At 32.1% G+C, this 18,313-nt stretch carries 20 protein-coding genes and 1 riboswitch; of the genes, 15 read left to right on the top strand and 5 right to left on the bottom strand.

What is annotated here, in order from left to right:
• Positions 1-28: 28 nt before the first annotated feature.
• Positions 29-325, bottom strand: coding sequence for a hypothetical protein (locus ACERII_RS06865; RefSeq protein ID WP_373641059.1), 297 nt, complete (start codon positions 323-325; stop codon positions 29-31).
• Between the two features lie 239 nt (positions 326-564).
• Between ACERII_RS06865 and trpB the strand changes: the two genes are divergently transcribed.
• Positions 565-1,731: a tryptophan synthase subunit beta gene (gene trpB / locus ACERII_RS06860; RefSeq protein ID WP_373641057.1), complete on the top strand. Its 1,167-nt coding sequence runs from the start codon at positions 565-567 to the stop codon at positions 1,729-1,731.
• Between the two features lie 98 nt (positions 1,732-1,829).
• Here trpB and ACERII_RS06855 read toward each other — a convergent pair whose 3' ends face one another.
• Positions 1,830-3,206: a hypothetical protein gene (locus tag ACERII_RS06855; RefSeq protein ID WP_373641055.1), complete on the bottom strand. Its 1,377-nt coding sequence runs from the start codon at positions 3,204-3,206 to the stop codon at positions 1,830-1,832.
• A 317-nt stretch (positions 3,207-3,523) separates the two neighbouring features.
• Between ACERII_RS06855 and ACERII_RS06850 the strand changes: the two genes are divergently transcribed.
• The 13 genes from ACERII_RS06850 (at position 3,524) to ACERII_RS06790 (ending at position 13,217) form a co-directional block, all read left to right on the top strand.
• A complete protein-coding gene (locus tag ACERII_RS06850; protein ID WP_373641054.1) occupies positions 3,524-3,778 on the top strand; it encodes a phage holin family protein in 255 nt (84 codons plus the stop codon).
• Between the two features lie 51 nt (positions 3,779-3,829).
• Positions 3,830-4,765 carry a M23 family metallopeptidase gene (locus ACERII_RS06845; protein WP_373641053.1) on the top strand — a complete coding sequence of 312 codons (936 nt, stop codon included), beginning with the start codon at positions 3,830-3,832 and terminating at the stop codon, positions 4,763-4,765.
• Between the two features lie 111 nt (positions 4,766-4,876).
• Complete coding sequence (locus ACERII_RS06840; protein WP_373641052.1) at positions 4,877-5,350, top strand: bactofilin family protein; 474 nt, start codon at positions 4,877-4,879, stop codon at positions 5,348-5,350.
• A gap of 197 nt (positions 5,351-5,547) precedes the next feature.
• Positions 5,548-5,631: riboswitch (cyclic di-GMP riboswitch) on the top strand.
• Positions 5,632-5,783: 152 nt separating this feature from the next.
• Complete coding sequence (locus ACERII_RS06835; protein WP_373641050.1) at positions 5,784-6,488, top strand: response regulator transcription factor; 705 nt, start codon at positions 5,784-5,786, stop codon at positions 6,486-6,488.
• Between the two features lie 217 nt (positions 6,489-6,705).
• The gene (locus ACERII_RS06830; protein WP_373641048.1) at positions 6,706-6,957 is read left to right on the top strand and encodes a sporulation protein; all 252 of its coding nucleotides are present in this window, start codon (positions 6,706-6,708) and stop codon (positions 6,955-6,957) included.
• 61 nt (positions 6,958-7,018) lie between these two features.
• Positions 7,019-7,168: a hypothetical protein gene (locus tag ACERII_RS06825; RefSeq protein WP_373641047.1), complete on the top strand. Its 150-nt coding sequence runs from the start codon at positions 7,019-7,021 to the stop codon at positions 7,166-7,168.
• Between the two features lie 311 nt (positions 7,169-7,479).
• The gene (locus ACERII_RS06820) at positions 7,480-7,617 is read left to right on the top strand and encodes a hypothetical protein (protein WP_373641046.1); all 138 of its coding nucleotides are present in this window, start codon (positions 7,480-7,482) and stop codon (positions 7,615-7,617) included.
• Positions 7,618-7,641: 24 nt separating this feature from the next.
• Positions 7,642-7,767, top strand: a complete 126-nt coding sequence (locus tag ACERII_RS06815; protein WP_373641045.1) for a hypothetical protein — start codon at positions 7,642-7,644, stop codon at positions 7,765-7,767.
• A gap of 104 nt (positions 7,768-7,871) precedes the next feature.
• Positions 7,872-8,129, top strand: coding sequence for a hypothetical protein (locus ACERII_RS06810; RefSeq protein ID WP_373641043.1), 258 nt, complete (start codon positions 7,872-7,874; stop codon positions 8,127-8,129).
• Between the two features lie 53 nt (positions 8,130-8,182).
• Complete coding sequence (locus ACERII_RS06805; RefSeq protein WP_373641042.1) at positions 8,183-9,049, top strand: polysaccharide deacetylase family protein; 867 nt, start codon at positions 8,183-8,185, stop codon at positions 9,047-9,049.
• A 604-nt stretch (positions 9,050-9,653) separates the two neighbouring features.
• On the top strand, positions 9,654-10,346 hold the full coding sequence (locus ACERII_RS06800) for a hypothetical protein (RefSeq protein ID WP_373641041.1): 693 nt from the start codon (positions 9,654-9,656) through the stop codon (positions 10,344-10,346).
• 190 nt (positions 10,347-10,536) lie between these two features.
• Positions 10,537-11,523 carry a bile acid:sodium symporter family protein gene (locus ACERII_RS06795; protein ID WP_373641039.1) on the top strand — a complete coding sequence of 329 codons (987 nt, stop codon included), beginning with the start codon at positions 10,537-10,539 and terminating at the stop codon, positions 11,521-11,523.
• Between the two features lie 254 nt (positions 11,524-11,777).
• Positions 11,778-13,217 carry a DEAD/DEAH box helicase gene (locus tag ACERII_RS06790; protein WP_373641037.1) on the top strand — a complete coding sequence of 480 codons (1,440 nt, stop codon included), beginning with the start codon at positions 11,778-11,780 and terminating at the stop codon, positions 13,215-13,217.
• 66 nt (positions 13,218-13,283) lie between these two features.
• Here ACERII_RS06790 and ACERII_RS06785 read toward each other — a convergent pair whose 3' ends face one another.
• From ACERII_RS06785 to ACERII_RS06775, 3 genes are all read right to left on the bottom strand, one after another.
• Positions 13,284-13,445: a hypothetical protein gene (locus ACERII_RS06785; RefSeq protein ID WP_373641035.1), complete on the bottom strand. Its 162-nt coding sequence runs from the start codon at positions 13,443-13,445 to the stop codon at positions 13,284-13,286.
• Between the two features lie 42 nt (positions 13,446-13,487).
• Positions 13,488-14,504, bottom strand: coding sequence for an AimR family lysis-lysogeny pheromone receptor (locus ACERII_RS06780; RefSeq protein WP_373641034.1), 1,017 nt, complete (start codon positions 14,502-14,504; stop codon positions 13,488-13,490).
• A gap of 505 nt (positions 14,505-15,009) precedes the next feature.
• Positions 15,010-16,941, bottom strand: a complete 1,932-nt coding sequence (locus ACERII_RS06775) for an ATP-dependent DNA helicase (protein ID WP_373641032.1) — start codon at positions 16,939-16,941, stop codon at positions 15,010-15,012.
• A gap of 143 nt (positions 16,942-17,084) precedes the next feature.
• Between ACERII_RS06775 and ACERII_RS06770 the strand changes: the two genes are divergently transcribed.
• Positions 17,085-18,011, top strand: coding sequence for a TRM11 family SAM-dependent methyltransferase (locus ACERII_RS06770; RefSeq protein WP_373641031.1), 927 nt, complete (start codon positions 17,085-17,087; stop codon positions 18,009-18,011).
• Positions 18,012-18,313: the final 302 nt, after the last annotated feature.

Raw genomic sequence — 18,313 nt, 5'->3', positions numbered from 1 at the left:
AGAAATCGGGTTTAAACCCGATTTCTTTTTATCTTTTTTTTACCATTTCTTTACTAACGACAAATGCAAGTTCGTCATTTCCATATAAGGATAAAACTCCAAGTAATGTGTCATCAGAAATTAAACCTGCCTCTTCTTTTGATACTGTTAAGTGGATTGCTTCCGTTAGTAACGTATTATCTTTTTGACTAGGATGTGCTTTTTCATATAAGGATACAGGGTTTAAGTCATTGTTCACACACCATTGTGCAAATACAAGTACCATCATTTTTTCATCCTGCTGGTATTTCTTTATAATCTCTTCTTCTATACTTTTATTATCCATTATTATCACCCTATTTTTATTATATCATGAAAATTACCCTTCATTATATTTTAAAAAAAGCGATACGTTTAAAAATATTTGTAGTTCGTCCTTGGAAAGCGAGTAATCAGGAGTACAAATCATCAACAACGTTTTTAACAGGCTAAAATGTAAGAAATAATAGAAAAAATACTTAGATAATGTTACAATAAAAAACATAATTTTTAAAATTTAGCTGAGGTTAGAGGAGTGAAGTAGAGATGAGTTTGAAAGTAGATGAGAAAAAAGGGTATTTTGGTGAATTTGGTGGTAGTTTTGTTCCTGATGAATTAAAACAAGTGTTAAACCTTCTAGCGGAACAGTTTGATCATTATAAAAATGATCCAGAATTTATTGAAGAGTATAAGTATTATTTAAAAGAATATGTAGGAAGAGAAAATCCATTAACGTTAGCTCAAAATTTAACAAGAAATTTGGGTGGAGTTAAAATCTATCTAAAACGAGAAGACTTAAATCATACAGGAGCTCACAAAATAAATAATGTTATCGGTCAAATTCTCCTAGCGAAACGTATGGGGGCAAAGCGAGTGATTGCGGAAACTGGAGCAGGTCAGCACGGTGTAGCTACTGCAACGGCATGTGCAATGTTTGATATGGAATGTATCATTTATATGGGGAAATTGGATACGGAACGTCAAGCATTGAATGTATTTAGAATGGAATTGCTAGGTGCAAAAGTTGTTTCTGTAGATAAAGGGCAAGGTCGCTTGAAGGATGCGGTTGACGCTGCATTGAACGATCTTGTTGAAAATTATCAAACAACATTTTATTTATTAGGATCAGCCGTTGGACCACATCCTTTTCCAACAATGGTCAAGCATTTTCAGTCTATCATAAGTGAAGAGTCTAAACGACAAATTCTAGAAAAAGAAGGGAAGCTACCAACGGCAGTAGTTGCTTGTGCTGGTGGTGGTAGTAATGCAATTGGAGCATTTGCTCATTATCTTGAGGAAGAAAGTGTAAAATTGATTGGGGTGGAGCCAGCGGAAGCACCGACCTTAACCGAAGGAGTGCCTGCTGTCATTCATGGTTTCAAATGTTTAACTTTGCTTGACGATCAAGGGAACCCTAAGCCAACCTATTCTATTTCAGCTGGATTAGATTATCCTGGGATTGGACCAGAGCATAGTTACTTAAAACAATCTGGGCGAGCAGAATATGTAACAATTACTGGTAAGGAAGCTTTGGAAGCTTTCCAACTTCTTTCTAAAGTAGAAGGTATTATTCCTGCCCTAGAAAGTTCACACGCTGTTGCTCATGCAGTGAAATTAGCTAAGCAATTGACAAAGGACGATGTCATTATTGTTAATTTATCTGGTCGTGGCGACAAGGATGTAGAACAAGTTTTTAACATGCTAAAAGTATAATAAGAAAAGCGCCTAGAGCTAGACAACTTTCTAAGTGCAAAAATGTTATACTTTCTATCTATTTAGAAAAGGAGACACTTTTAGTGTCTCCTTTTTATTTATAGGAAACCGAATAAATAAAAACTGTAAATCGTGGTAGTTAAAATCACTATTAAAAGTAAAACAAATTGATAGTTGTTTTTTACAATCAAAATTGGATCTTTTTTCATTAATTGAGCTGCCATGAGAACTTGCCCTGAAAAGGGGGAAAGAAGTGTTGCAGTAGACCATGCAACAAGTAAGAGAAGAGCAAAATATTCGGCACTTACTCCAAATTTTTCTGGTGACAAGGCACTTCCGATACCGATAACTATAATTACTGGGTGTATGCCAATTAGAGCTAGCAACACAGCAATAATAACTAATAGAATAGTTAATATATAAACAAAGCCGAAAGAAGCTTGAAATAGCAATGTAGATAGAAAATCGCCTACATTTGTGTAAGATATAGCCATTCCGAAAAAACCTGCACTAATAAAAACAGCAAGTTCATTTTTTAATCGTAAAAAAGATGATAGAACTTGTTTATTAGCATCTTGAATAAAAAATACTATATTTTTCGTTCCTAAAGCCCAAAATATAGGTAAGATAATTGCTAATGAGGAAACAACGGTTATCATGTTCACATGTAATAAATAATCAAGGAGAAAGGATAAACTAACCAGCACAATAATGAATAAGTAAAAGGGTTTCAAGGTTGTTATTGATCTAGATGGTTCCGTATCGGTATTTTTATGAACGATAGGATCATCTGGAAAAGAAATTCTATTATACATTAGCCAACAAACCAGAAAATATATAATTGTCAGAATGAAACCATATACTCCAATATCAAGCCAGGAAAGATCAAATAAAACGAGCACAAGTGCTACGTTCACGAAATAAGGAGACCAGAACATACATGATGCGAAGCCACGCATTATTGTTAATGTAAGTTTTTGTTCTCGAAAGGAAGTAAAGCTTTCATCAGCAATACGTTTAACTAAAGCCATAGACCCAAGATTTAACAACAATCCAATTGTACTCGTCATAAAGAAGCTAAGACGATATGGATGCTCCCCACCGCTCCGTTCTCGTTCCTGTACTTTCTGTTTTAATGCAGTTAAATAGCCGGCTGTAGACATAAATGTACCTATTAACGGAACTAATAAAAATAAAGCAAGTAAATTGATATTTTCTCCAAAACCAAGGAATGCTTCTAATATACTAACTTCTTCTACGTAAAAACAAACGATACCTACTAGAATTAATGTTACTACAATATATCGATTAATGGATCGTAAAAAAAATAAAGAACATACTAATAACACTGCACCTAACATACTATATGTAATGGTAATTAGCGGCGAATACCAAAAAAGATTAAGCAAATACAGAATTACAGTAATATAACAAATAACACCTAACAAACGTATTATTGAATGGTTTTCAGTCATTTCGATCTCCTTAGAAAATCTTTTATAATATTTATGATTTTAACATAGATTCTAAGAGTATGAATTTTTTAGCTTATTATATGAGATTTTTTATAATTAACCTGTAAAGTTTCTATATACAAGAGTAAAGAAATGAAGAAAACAAGAAATGCTTTACGAAGTTGTTTAGGAATTTTCATCATAATAGTACTAAATGGTCAATTTTATAAAAAAAATAAAAATATAGGCAAGTTGTTTTTGATATCTTCATAGATTTAAGGTATAGATAAATGTAAATCAGCATTTAATAGAAAAGGAACAGAATGAGGAGTGATAGTTTGGATTTCCATCACTATGTAGTAGAAGAAGCATTGATTCTTGTTCCTGTACTAATAATTATAGGGAAAATTATAAAAAATACACCCCGAGTAGCAAACTGGACTATTCCCTATATTTTATTGGTTATTGGAATAACGTTGGCTGGTTTGATAATGGGGTTCAGTATTGAGTCGTTTATTCAAGGAGTTTTAGTAACAGGAACTGCTGTTTTTACCCATCAAATTGTGAAGCAATCATTAAACAAGACTAGTTAATATACTTCGAGAGGAGGGAACTTCCCAATTTTTACTCATTGGGAAATAACATTGAAAAGACATCATACGAAAACATGGAATGTTATTCTCTTTTCTGGGGCTAAATCACCTATAAAAAAAATGAAAATTACAAAATACACAAAAATAGCATTATTCTCTTTCCTATTGATTGTAGGTGCAGTGATTTTTCATATAACTGAATCTATAAATAATAAGTTTGAACAAAAAGACTTACAACAATTAGCTCTTTATGAAGAAATTGAAAAAAGAGATTTAAAAGTGGAAGCAGTTCAATATGAAATGGAAAGAATTCAAGAAGAATACAGAAGTCTGCAAGAGGAGGCCCATGAAGTTCAACGTTCTATCGAATTGTTTAAGGCATATGAAGAACAATTGTCCGAACTAGAATTGGATATACCAGGCGGTATTGATGGTAGTGGTGGAATTGAATTTAGTGAGTATTTTGACAGTAATGATGATATTTCTGCAAGGCTAATGGCGATGAGAGAAGAGTTACCAAGAATTATCGAAGAATTTGAGCAAACAGTTTCTCGTTTACTTGAGTATGAAGAAGAACTAAAGAAAATTCCAACGTTAATGCCTACTTCGGGTGGAAGAATAACATCTAGATTTGGAAACAGAAACGATCCTTTTTCAGGAGCAACTTCTTTTCATTCAGGAATTGATATTGCAGGACCGTTGAACTCTCCAATTTACGCTACTGCTGACGGTATTGTATTAACTGCAGGATGGGACGGACCATTAGGGAGAGCGATAACAATTCAACATGGGGGAACATATGAAACGATATATGCTCATCTAAATAGTATTGCTGTTTCTGTAGGAGACGAAGTAAAAAAAGGAGAAATTATTGGTGGGATGGGAACGACTGGGCGCAGTACAGGTGTACATCTTCATTATGAAATTAAGCGTAATGGAAATTATGTAAATCCATATACTTATATGACATTTCATGAAAATAAATGAACGATACCATATAGAAATTTTGCAATATGTTCTTACTAGAACTTAGGATAAAAAGAAAGGAACATATCCTAATATATAAGGAGGTGTTTACCAGCGAAAGCTGGTACTAATATGTTTTCTAAACAAAAGAATGATAGAAAAGTAAATGAAATTTCAACATTAATTGGTGAAGGAACATCTGTGGAAGGCTCTCTAAATATAGAATCCAGCATAAGAATTGATGGAAAGGTCTATGGTGATATTAAATCAGCTGGTGATGTTACAATTGGGAAAGAAGGATACGTGGAAAAATCAATAATTGCTAGAAATCTGTATATTGCAGGGACGATGAAAGGGAATGCTAAAGTTGAAAATAAGATTCATATTTTTGAATCAGGAACTTTAAACGGCTCTGCAGAAATGAAATCTATTGTTATTGACGAAAATGCACATTTCTACGGTAGAAGTTTAATGAAAGGTACAAATAAAAATAATGTTCATAAACCGAAAGTAGTAGAGATAGAACGAGAAAAAGAAAAAGAAGTTATAGAAAGCACAAAAGAAGAATATAAGGAAAAAGAAAAGGATAAAGCCATAAGTGAATAAAAACGGGAGAGAAAAAGGTATACCTTTAAAGGTATACCTTTTCTGTTTACTTAATTTTATATGGTTGGTACAAGGGTGAGACAAAAGAGAAAAACAAATATGTTTAACAAAAAGGAGAAATCTTGTTGAATTATGTAAAATAATAGATTAAAATAGAATAAAGTAGGACATTAGTTTTAGTCCGATAGAATTAAATATTTGTAAAAGGGCAAACTTATTGAAAAATAAGGACGCAAAGCCAAGGGCCTAATCTAACGATAGAACGGCAGCCGGTTGCACTAGATTTATTACTTATGTAATAGCCCTTTTTTCTGTGTAAAAAAGGGCTATTTTTTTATACTTTAGATGTTAAAAGTATAAAAAACTGCCTCTTCCCATTTAAATCTTGTGATAAACCAACTTTTTCGAATGTCAAATATAGGGGGAAATCAAGATGATGATAAGTTCAAAGACTATAAAGACTCATACAAAAGCGAAGATTATTATTTATCTAGATCAACAAAATTATATCTCATCACAAATTAAAAATGAGGTTACACATTTTTTTGAAGAGGTTCATATTAAACACAATATACCTACCGTCAATAAAAGTGGTGAAGATTGGATTTTTTATGTGTTAAATGATTTCTCAAATCAGGAATATGACAAGCTACGTTATCACTTACAATCATTAAATGTAAACGAATCACGAATACTTCTTGTAAGTGTTAACAAACTTGATAGAAATTTATTTCGATTCTTATCATTACAAATTTGTGGAGTTGTAACTTTAGAAACATTGCAAAATAACACTATAACAGTCATTTCTTCATTACTTACAAAAGGAGTTTTTCTTGAACCGAAATTCCATTATGATCTTGTAATGGAAATAGATCGTTTAAACAAGAGAGACAAACCTTTAAAAAAATTAGTGTTAAATAAAGAAAAAGTGAATGAACAGCTAACGAAAAAAGAACAGGACATTCTACAACTATTATTAGATGGACATAGTAACAGTAAAATTGCGGAACTCTTATTTTTTGCCCAATCGACTGTTAGTACTACAATAAGTGTGATATTAAAAAAGATTGATGCCAGCGATCGAACAGATGCAATAGTAAAGGCAATTCGTATTGGTTGGGTTGATGGTTTTCGATAACAATATATTTTTATAATTATAATTGATAAAGATCCAATAGGGTCTTTTTTTCTTTACTTTTTTTCTTTACTTTTTTTCTTCCCCTTATCATAAAAACTTGTAAATTTTGTGTTTCATACTGTATTTTATTTTGATAAGAAAACTGACTCATATTATTGCTTCAATCATCACATTCTATGTTATATGGATTGACTCCTAATAAAAAGAGGGTGATGATTTGGATAACTCATTAGTTTACTTACGAGAATCGTTATCGAATTATACGGAAAAAGATGAATTATGTGAGCGTATGTTTAATAAGTTGGATAACAGTGATTACAAAACGAAAGAGGATTTTATTCGTGAACTTACAACAAGAGAAATCTCATTATTAGATACCATTATGAAAGATGAGATTGAATATGCAAAGCAAGAGCAAGACGAGAAAAGAGCAAAAGAGTTAAATGAGGTCTATGAGTTACTATTTTGATGGCTATCAATAAAGAGGAGTTTATTTGGCTAATCCAAAGTAATGTTAGGAGGTGAAATTTGTGGGAAAACATCGATCAACATCAAGTCAAAATCCTGCTGTACCTGCAGCACGCAGTGTCAATCCATTAGGTCAATCCCCAGACGATAAAGATGCAGGGGAAGTAATTAGTCAAGGTCATGAAGCTGCAAAGAAAAAAAATACTAAGTAATACAAAATACAGAAGGGTAGTTCAATGCTTAACTTGCTTGAATTACCCTTTCGATTTAAAGGAATATACTTTATTTTGTTTAATCCAATATCTCAATTGGAGTACATAGCATTAATATTAACAAGCACATAAAATATCTTGATCTATTGATCAAATAATTCTTCTTTTGATTGAAACTCCATATCACCGCTCCTTTCAATAGTACGTAAAATTCAAATTATTCAAATTAAAATTTACTCACCTATAACAGTTTTTTCCTGGTTACATAAACAATGACTAGGAAAAATAAAAGAGAAAAGGAGGTATGTGGAATGAGAAAAAGACATGGTCAAAAAAATGCCGCATTAACAAATAATCATACTCCGAAGGAAAGTTTACCGGTTGTGCATGAAGAATATAAGAGAAATATTCATAACCGTTCTAAAACAGGACCTAGGACTAAAGATTAATACAAGTAAAGGAGTAAGGTAATCTTGAATAAAAAGAAAAAAGAGAAAAAAGACATGAATGATATTCTTCATAACACTCCACACCATGGTCAAGTTGAAATGAACCTTGATTCAAATATTAGATCAGAAGAAAAAAAGACTAAGGAGTAAGAAACTGCTGCGTCTAGAGAAACATTATAAGGCGCAGCACTTTTTTTGCATACTTAGAAATGATAACTGGGTACAATATGAACATTATAAGGGAGGTGTAAAGAATGAAAGATACATTATCTTATGTTGAAAAGCTAGAAAACTTGTTCGTTTTATTGGAAACACGATCCATGTTAAAAGATACATTATCTAGTTATGATGATGAGGGGTTGAAAGAAGATTTAAGAAAGATTGAGCAAGAAATCCGTTCATATTCTACAGGTTTAAGCTGTGAAGAACTAGAAGAGAAAATCTCTATATCATTATTTACTCCTACAATATTAGAAGAAACTCAACACACCACAAATTTTAAATATGAATAATTTTCCTAATTTGATTAAAAATAATTACATAACATAAAAAGGGAGCTAACAGTATGAAAGAACATTCTATGAAGTTGGTTTTGTTAGGTATATTTTTCTTTGCTATTTCAAGTTTATTTATGAATGTCAGTGCAAATGAATTATCTATTGGAGACATACATCAAGAATGGTGGTGGAACAATGATCGAGATAAGGATCGTCAACAAGAACTACCAGATCCAGAAGGTGGTCCCGAGAAAGTAGAAAGACCTCGTAATCCTGTGTCAAATATTGTTCTACAGCAGCGGTATCCAGAGACAGTTGTTCTTCAAGGTCCAGCAACAGTAAACCAAGTAGCCTTAACTTTTGATGATGGTCCAGACCCTCGATTTACACCGCAATTATTAGATGTGCTTAACGAATATGGTGTAAAAGCTACTTTCTTTATTATGGGGGCAAGAGCAGAAGCTCATCCTGACTTGGTTCAAAGAATAGTGGAAGAAGGACATATAATTGGAAATCATACATTTTGGCACCCAAACTTGGTAGAGCAGGGGGAGGTTGCAACCTTAGAAAGAGAAGTACAAAAAACCGAGGATTTTCTTGAAAGTTTGATTGGGTATCGAACAAAGTTATTTAGAGCTCCATATGGGTTCTTGTATAATGAATTGGTAGAAAAACTTCGTGATATGGATTATACAATAGTAGGATGGTCCGTAGATTCTTTAGACTGGCAGGAGGATTCCCCAGAAGAAATTGCGTTTAACGTATTAAGTAATACAACACCAGGATCGATTATATTAATGCATGATGGAGCAGAGTGGGAAGGGGATCGAACTAACACGATTCAATCTTTACAGGAAATAATTACAACGTTACAACAAGGTGGTATTGAATTTGTCACTGTTCCAGAATTATTAACTATTCCTTATCAAAAATAATAAAACCACTGAAAAAGTTGAAAGTAATAACTTTTTCAGTGGTTTTTTTGCTTATTGTTTTATTTTTTTATAGATAAGCCATAAATTGATCCTTTATCTTATCATTCAAAGAGAAAGCAGAGTATCGACGCCCATTTACAATGGTTTTTAAAAGGATAAGAATTTATAAAAATTTTTTGAACTTAGAAAGGTGTCTAGCTCCAGTCGCCAGGACCTCGTGTCAAATAACCTGGCCGATTAAAAAGTAAAAAGCACTTTTTATCGTCCAGAACATTTGCATTTCAGTCCTGAGAGGGCGCCTTGCACTTTTCTTAAAGTATTAGGTTGAATTATTTGTTCTAGTTCTTCGTTGTGAAATCAACATTCCACTTTTTCTTGAGAGAGTGATGTTGCTGTGCATGAAGGAAAGCTTCGTACGCTTCATATACGTGAACAGAACTTTCATAAATTGGTGGTACCAAAGATCGTTGATGATTCATAGTTATATACACTAGACTTTTGTACCAGTCCTTCGATTTTTTATGTCACTAGCCCTGCTAAGTACATATAGTAATAGTGCGTCTAATTAGAAAAGAGAAAAATCCAAAATGGTGAGGTAATTAATATGAAAAATAATATCTTTTTTAAAGCTGTTCCAGGTTTGTTTCAGAGAAGAAAGAAAATTAAAGATGATAACCAACAATATTTTTATAATAATAAATTGCTAGAATCGGTTAATAAGCTAAAAGTAACAAATAAAGAAATTGTTGCAAATGTAAGGGAATTACATTCTTCCACGGAGTATCTTCAAAAAGTGATGAATGAAATTAGTAATCATAGTCAAAGTAGTTTAAAGGGTGTAAACCAGCTTCATGATAAACTTCATAATTTACAAAGCGATCAAAAAGAAAGGGTAGAAAAGCAATTACAGAGCTTACAAGAAAGTATTAATTATTTAAAGGATACTCAAGAAACGAATCAAGCAAATGTAAAGAATGAACATGAATTACTAATACTTTTATTAGAAGGTCTGTATGAACGAATTGAGTCACTACAAAAAGAGTATGAAACGGAAATCCACAGTATTTCAAATAAAATGATGATAAAGCAAAGAGAAGCTGAGGAAAAGAGTAATATACTAATCGACAATGATAAAGCAAATAATAACCTCTTGTTTAAAATTCGCGAGCAACATTTAGAGTTTGAACAGAACATCATAAACGAACAAGCAAACTTTGTGGAGCAACTAACAGAATTACGTAAGGATATGAAAAGTCTTCAAGCCATTTTAGAGAATGATATTTTACAAAAGAATTAGTTGTGTAAAAAAAGGGCTAACTCGATGTAGATTTTTATCTTTCGAGTTGGTCTTTTTATTTCATATGTTTGTAAATATGTTCACTGACGTTAACTATTGGTTGTGATAAAATAAGAAGAGTTAAGATTAGCAATTTATAACAACGTTGGTATTAGGGGTTACAATACAATCTCCTAAAGGAGGAGAATTTATGCTTCAGCGTTTAAATGCTTTTTTACAAAAGTGGATGCCTTTCATTACACCTACTTCTGTTATATTAGGAGTAACAATATTATCTTTTCTTCATTCTTATGCATTTTTAGTAACATGGATATTTGCATTCATTAGTTTTGCAAGCTGTATAGGTCTAAATATAAATGAAATTAAAGAGTCGATAGCAAAGCCATTAAAAATAGTAATGTGTCTGCTTATTATTCAAGTGATAATGCCCTTGGTGGCTTTTCTTGTAGGTTTTATCTTTTTTAACGGAGATATATATACTATTACAGGATTAGTATTAGCGTTTACAATTCCCACAGGGGTTGTGTCATTAATGTGGGTCTCTATTTACCAAGGTGATCGGGCTCTAACTCTTTCCATTGTTCTTATTAATACCATTATTTCACCATTGACGGTTCCTTTCATCCTCAATCTATTATTAGGTGCGAACATATCGATGGATACATTCGGATTAATGCAAAGTTTATTCTTAATGATTGTTGCTCCATCACTGTTAGCAATATATATAACGAAACTTCTGAAAGAGAGAGCAAAGCAGACAGCGACTATGTTAGCACCATTCTCAAAAATCGCATTAATTTTTGTTATTATCATAAATGGTGCGGTTGTTTCTCCTTATTTTATAAATATTGATGGGAGAGTAGTTGCTATTGCAATAACTGTCCTATTAATCTCATGTAGTGCATATACGATAGGTTTGTTAATAACTTTCTTATTTAATTGGGACAAAAGAACTGCAATTAGTATTATGTATAATAGCGGAATGAGGAATAATGGGGCAGGGGCGGCATTAGCAATCACATACTTCCCTCCTACAGTTGCATTTCCAGTTGTATTAGCAATACTCTTCCAACAATTCCTCGCATCAATGTCAGGAAAGTTGGTTGAAATATATTTATTCAAACAAGAGGAAACAGAAGAAAAAAATGATAAAACAGCCTTGAAAAAAAGCATGTAATAGGTATAACCTTAACCCTATTACATGCTTTTTGAATTGCGAACTCCCCGCGTAAAGGGCTGGACTGAAGGGAATGGAATACAACCAACAAAGTTGTTACTACTCGATAGTTTAACTCCACTTGATAACCCGTATTTTCAGTGTAGACACTATTATATAACAATCAATTGGTTAGAATGATAAAATAGATAGAAGTTTCATTACATTTCAAACAAGTATTACAATCAATAGTGATAATAAGAAAAGGGGATCACATGAAAAAATTTAACGAATATAATTTAAGTGAAGACATAAAACAATCACTAGAAGTTCTACATTATACGGATCCTACAGAAGTACAACAGAAAGTAATTCCACTAGCATTGAAAAAAATAGACTTAATTGTTAAGTCTAGAACTGGAAGTGGAAAAACAGCTTCATTTGGGATTCCTATTTGCGAACTAATTGACTGGGAAGAAAATAAAGTACAAGCACTGATACTGACTCCTACCAGAGAATTAGCAGAACAAGTAAAAGAGGAATTGATTAGTATTGGTCGTTTTAAACGATTAAATGTTATTTCTATTTATGGAAAACAACCTTTTGAAAAACAGAAGTTAGCATTAAAGCAGAAAACGCATGTTGTTGTTGGAACTCCAGGTAGAGTATTGGATCATATAGAAAAAGGAACATTTCCCTTGGATAAAATAAAGTACACTGTCATTGATGAAGCTGATGAAATGCTTAATAGAGGATTTATTGATCAAGTAGAGAGTATAATTCAAACATTACCGAAGGACAGAGTAACCTCAGTATATTCTGCAACGTATACTGATGAAATTGAGAATCTATGTCATACATATTTAAAAAATCCCAAAAAGGTAGTGATTGAAGCAAAAGAACACCAAATTAATTTGATTAGTCATTCCTTCATTCATTGTAATGAAAAAGAGAAGGTTTTACTTTTAAAGGATATAACAATTGTGGAAAACCCCGATAGTTGTATTGTTTTTTGCAACACACAAGATAAAGTGGATGATGTGTATAAGGAACTAAGGAAATCAAATTATTCGTGTAACAAAATTCACGGTGGTCTCATTCAAAAGGATAGGCTATCTATCATGGAAGACTATAAAAGGGGTAGTTTTCGTTATCTTGTTGCTACAGATTTAGCAGCAAGAGGGATCGATGTGGAAAATATAAACCTAATCATTAATTATGATTTCCCATTCAAGGAAGAAAACTATGTACATAGAACCGGAAGAACAGGACGTGCGGGTAAATATGGTAAAGCTATCTCACTAATTACTCCAAAAGAAAAACAAAGTATATCATCATTTGAAAACTATATAGGAATCAATATAACATTTGAAGATCCACCATCAAAAGAGACAGTAGCTAAAGCTCACACATTATTTAAAGAAAAAATGAAAGAAGTATCTAAAAGAAAAGTGATGAAAGCTGATTTAGTTAATAAAGACATTATGAAGCTTTATTTTAATGGTGGTAAGAAAAAGAAACTTCGCGCCGTAGACTTCGTAGGTACAATTACAAGTATAGATGGAGTAACAGGTGAGGACATAGGCATAATTTCTATTCAGGAAACTACAACGTATGTTGATATACTAAACGGTAAAGGTAATTATGTTTTAAAAGAGATGAGAAATATGACTATTAAAGGAAAGCAGTTAAAAGTTCATAAAGCAAAGGAATAAGTTTAGAATAAAGGAAAGAGAGTGTGTGAAAGGGATAGAACCTTTCACACACTCTCTTTTGTGTTATTAAAATGTAAAGTCTGAACCTACTACACTTCTTACTCTAAAGCTAGTATCAATGTATGCAACTTCTTGTACATCTAATACTTCGTCAGCTACATCATTAATTGCAGGTACCGCGACTACAAATGCTGTTGCAAACATTAATCCGATAAGAAATTTTTTCATAAGATTCACTCCTCATATAATTTATTAATCATACATATATAGCTAAACACTTAATGCTGAAAGCAACGAAGTGTCTACGCCCAAGTCTTTTAAAGCTAACAAAGGTAATTGTCTAACAAATTGATCCCCAGATTTACTGAAATACTCAACTGCTTTGTAGAATTCTTTTTCATCATTTTTTGCGAGCCCACTATAATAATAATGATAGCCTAATTGAAAATCGCTATCTAATTTCCCTTTATTTTCTTCTAAGAGTTTTGAAGCTGATTCTTTATCACCTTTTTTTATTAGACAATATGCATATATTAGGATATCATCAATTAATTGAATATTTGACCATTCTACTTTGTCAAGTTTATTCCAATAGATATGTAAAAAGTTAAGAGACCTTTTAATATTTTTTTGTTCATTAACATTATCAGTTTCATTCAATAGATCAACTGATAGTTCAAGATTTTTTATAGATTTATCATAATTCTCAAATAAGTAAGAAAGCCCCAAATTTTTATAGGCGATTGCTTTCATAATAGGGGTAGGAGCCTTCTCTCTTAAGTTTTCTCCATACATTCGAGATTTTTCTAATTGGTTCAGGTGAATATGAACACTTTGCATTGCCAAGTCTAACCGAGATTGTAAAGAATCTTTCATATAACCGTCATTTAGCATTTTGATTTCGGCATTAATTAACTCACTAAGGATCTCTATCATTTGGAATGCTTTTAAATCGTGATAGTTATACAATTGAAAAATTTTCCTTAGCACAGACATTTCAGCAGATTGACATTGAAGGTGAGTTAATTTATCAATAGATTCTATTAAACTCATTTCATGTTTGCAAACTAAATTATCGATTTGATAGATAGTTGCCCACTCTTGACTAATCACATCATCACTGTTAGATAGTTTATCGATAAGATATTCCAATAACTTTGTGTTGCTATTACTAACAGCGTATTCTAAAGATACTCTTGCTAGATAACTATCGTCCTCGAAATCTCTAATTATATGATCAATATCACTACATGAACGGAAAATTTCGTCTGAATATTGTGTTTCCATAGATTCAACCCCAAATCTTCAGTTATTGTGAACTCTTTCTATTAATATATCATATTTATGTATTTGTAAAAACAACGTTTTTACAGTTACTACAGATAGGATATTTATACATTATATGTATTATTCCATATTGTCAAAACAATAACCATATAATACCGAAAAAAAATTCGTTTTTTGTAAAATTTAGGGGTATTTACTCAATAATAACATAAAATTCGATAAATAAAATAAATAAATGTAAAATTTTTCATTAATATTGTGTAAATGATCCAGTATGTTTAAATAATATCTATTTTTTTATATGTTATAAATTCTTATAAGTAAACAGTGGGTTGAAGAAAGTGAAAAATTGTAACAAGCGAATTTCAACATTTTTTCATTGTCCTTGTAGAAAAATTAATAGTTTTTCTAATTAAATAAATAGAAACATGTTGTTATTTTAATAGAAAAAGCTACTTAAAAAGATACTTCAATCTCTTTTTAAGTAGCGTTAATAATAAGTTTTTTATAAGTTAATCCATGTTATTTCCGTAGGAACAATTTCATTTATAGAATGTTCATATGTTTCTTTTTCCTCAGAGGTAAACCATAGTTGTACAATTCCCTCATCATTTGCAGTTCGGATAAGTCGTCCAATCCCTTGACGTAACCGAAGAAGCATATAAGGAACATCTACTTCCCAAATAGGGTCTTTACTATGTTTTCTTTTTGAGTCAAATACTGGATCCCTTGGTGGGAATGGTAGGGATGATATAATCACTTTTGACAAGGAAGGGCCAGGAATATCAAGACCTTCCCATAAATGAAAGGAACAAAGAACACTAGCTTCTTCAAATTGAAATTCAGTAACTAACTTACTTATTTCCTCGTCACCTTCATATAATATAGGAAATGGCCATTCCTCTTTTGACGACCATAATCTAAAACGGTCCATTTCTTCTGAAGAGGAAAATAAAATAAGGGTTTTACCATTTGATTCCCTTAATGAATTTCCAAATTCAATCCATTTTTCTTTTTCTGTTATTTGAGCATATCCTTGAAGAATCATTTTTTCTTCATAAGAGAAAGGTGATGAGACGGTAAAGGAAGTGTAATCTTCTATTCCTAGACTTGAAGCAATATATGAAAAATCTCCACCTCTTGACATGGTTGCAGATGAAAATAGAAACGGGATAGGTTGAGAGAATACTTCCTTTCTTAACACATCTTCCACTAGTCGTGGCATAATGACAAAACTTGTTTCTGTTTTGTCCTGTTCTAACCAATAAATTCCTTGATCATCTTTTAGTAATATGGATAGTCCATAGGAAAAAAATTCAAGATACTCTTCAATAATCTTTAAGTGGTAATCTTCCATAACAAATAACTCTGAGTCAAATACTAGTTGATCTAACAAATCGGATACTTTTTTATGCAATATACCGGCTATGGATATTATCTCGGGGGTTGAAGGAACAATATGTCGATTCGATCCTTCAACAGAAGTTGCTGATTTCTCCAGTAACTCGAACCATTCTTCATGATGAACTAGTATGTCTTCAATTAAATAAAGTGATTCTTCTCGTACATCTTGGCTTAAGTAATTTGTTAATATTGATTTCAATGTTTCTGAATGAAAGCGGTATGTTAACCCTTTTTGTGCAGAAAATTCAAGGAGATGCCCTTCATCAAACACCACACAGCTTGCTTCTGGTAATAGAGATAATTGTCCTTCTCGTTTTCTTGATTCTTTTGTCCAAACATGCTCCATGTAAAAATCATGAGAACATACGATTAGATCAACTGCTTCACGGTAATATTGACGATGCAGTGACTGTCCACAACGATGTCTCCAATCACATGTTGAGCATTGCATAATCGGATCCCAAGCAACATTTTTCCACGAGTCATTGGTTAGCCAAGAAAATTCTTTTCGGTCTCCATAAGGGGTAAATTCATTCATTGAAGTACTAGAATTAAAAACAAAAGAAGGAATTGTATCATACAAACGTTCATATTCATTTTCTTTTGTATCCATTTGATCCACTTTTTTCACACAAATATATTGGTCGCGAGATTTTGCTAGTCTAACATCTATATGTAAATCAAGGGCTTTTTCAAGTTTCTCGATATCTCCACCTTTTTTTACAAGCTGCTCAATTAACGTTTCATCTGCGCAACTAATAATTGCAGGTTTCCTCATATATCGTGCGTAGCATATAGCATATAATAAATAAACAAATGTTTTTCCTGTCCCAACACCAGCTTCAGCAAAAATAATGTTCTTATTTTTAAAAGCTTGTTCTACTTGAAATGCCATAAATATCTGCTCGTCTCGTAGCTCGTAACCTTGCTCTGGTAATATGTCATAAAACACATCCCCAATAAATTCTCCAAGTTTGTCAAAAAAGTTCTCCGTTTTTGAAGTAGAAAAGGGGAGGTTTGTTGTTTTTTTCATGGTATTTCTCCTCTACATTTATAATTCTTTCTTTATTTTATCTTTTTGGTCAAAATATAATCATATCAGATTGTCTATAGTTTTGTTATATTTGAGTGTAAAAATGTATATAAAAATATATAAAACAGGGAATGAAAAAGAAATTGAAATCAAAATTTATTTACACGTTTTCCTACACTGAGGAAGAAAAAGATTTATGTCAGTTAGAGATGCGCTCTTTTTTTCAAAATCACAGTTCTAATTCTGTATTAGAAAGTACTATTGGTGTACATCCAAATAGAAGTCCTTTTATGAAAGAAAGGATAGAAGTTCTTTTGGAAGGTGGGAACTTACAAGAGGTATTATCTCAATTAGCAGTTTTTTCAATCATAGGAACATTTAAAGTGAAATTTGTTGTTGTGAACGAGTCAAAAATAAGCACCGCAAATCAAAAAGAAATAGAACGAGAAGTGGGGCTCAGTCTAAACGGCAATGCCGATTTAACAAATCCAGATCAGTTTTACGGAATTTTAGTATGGAAAGATCGTTGGTATTTCGGTAAATATGTTAAAAGTGAGTCTATTTGGTTTCAACACCAAAAGAAACCAAGAAATTATTCCACAGCATTAAATACAAGAGTTGCAAGGGCAGTGGTTAACATTGCTGTACCTGATGGAAAAAACGTTACTGTCATTGATCCTTGTTGTGGTATTGGTACTGTGTTGGTGGAAGCACTTTCTATGAGTATAAATATCGTAGGAAGTGACATTAATCCTCTTGCTGTTATTGGTGCTAGAGAAAATGTTACTCATTTTGGATATAGTACAGAAGTCACCATAAAGGATTTACGTGAAGTAACAGGACAGTATGATATAGCTATTGTTGATATGCCCTATAATTTATGTTCTGTAATCTCAGATAGTGAAAAACAAGAAATGATGCAAAGTGTTAGACAATTCGCTAAAAAAGTAGTTGTAATTACATTAGAACCAATGGATAGTCTTTGCAAACAAGGCGGACTTGAAATAAAGGACCGCTGTGTTGTAAAAAAAGGAAAGATGTTTTCAAGGGAAATCCTTGTTATGGAATGATTCCCTTAACAAATTAAATGTTTACGAAGGGGGGAATTGAATGGAAACATCTGTTAGAGCAGAAGGAAGAGATGTTTTAAAGAATTAATAAAGGATAGAAAGAGGATAATTCAATAATTTTTAGTCGATTTGAATTATCCCTTTTTAAAAAGATAAGAATTAATAAAATTTTTTTGAACTTAGAAATGTGTCTAGCTCCAAGCGCCATGACCTCGTGTCAAATAACCTGGCCGATTAAAAAGTAAAAAGCACTTTTTTTGTCTAGCTTCATCCGCTATCTGCTGTGAAAAATAACCTTCCAG

Origin of the sequence: Evansella sp. AB-rgal1 (genome assembly GCF_041820985.1) — a bacterium.
Classification (GTDB): domain Bacteria; phylum Bacillota; class Bacilli; order Bacillales; family Salisediminibacteriaceae; genus Evansella.
This window is presented reverse-complemented; position numbering and strand designations above follow the sequence as displayed.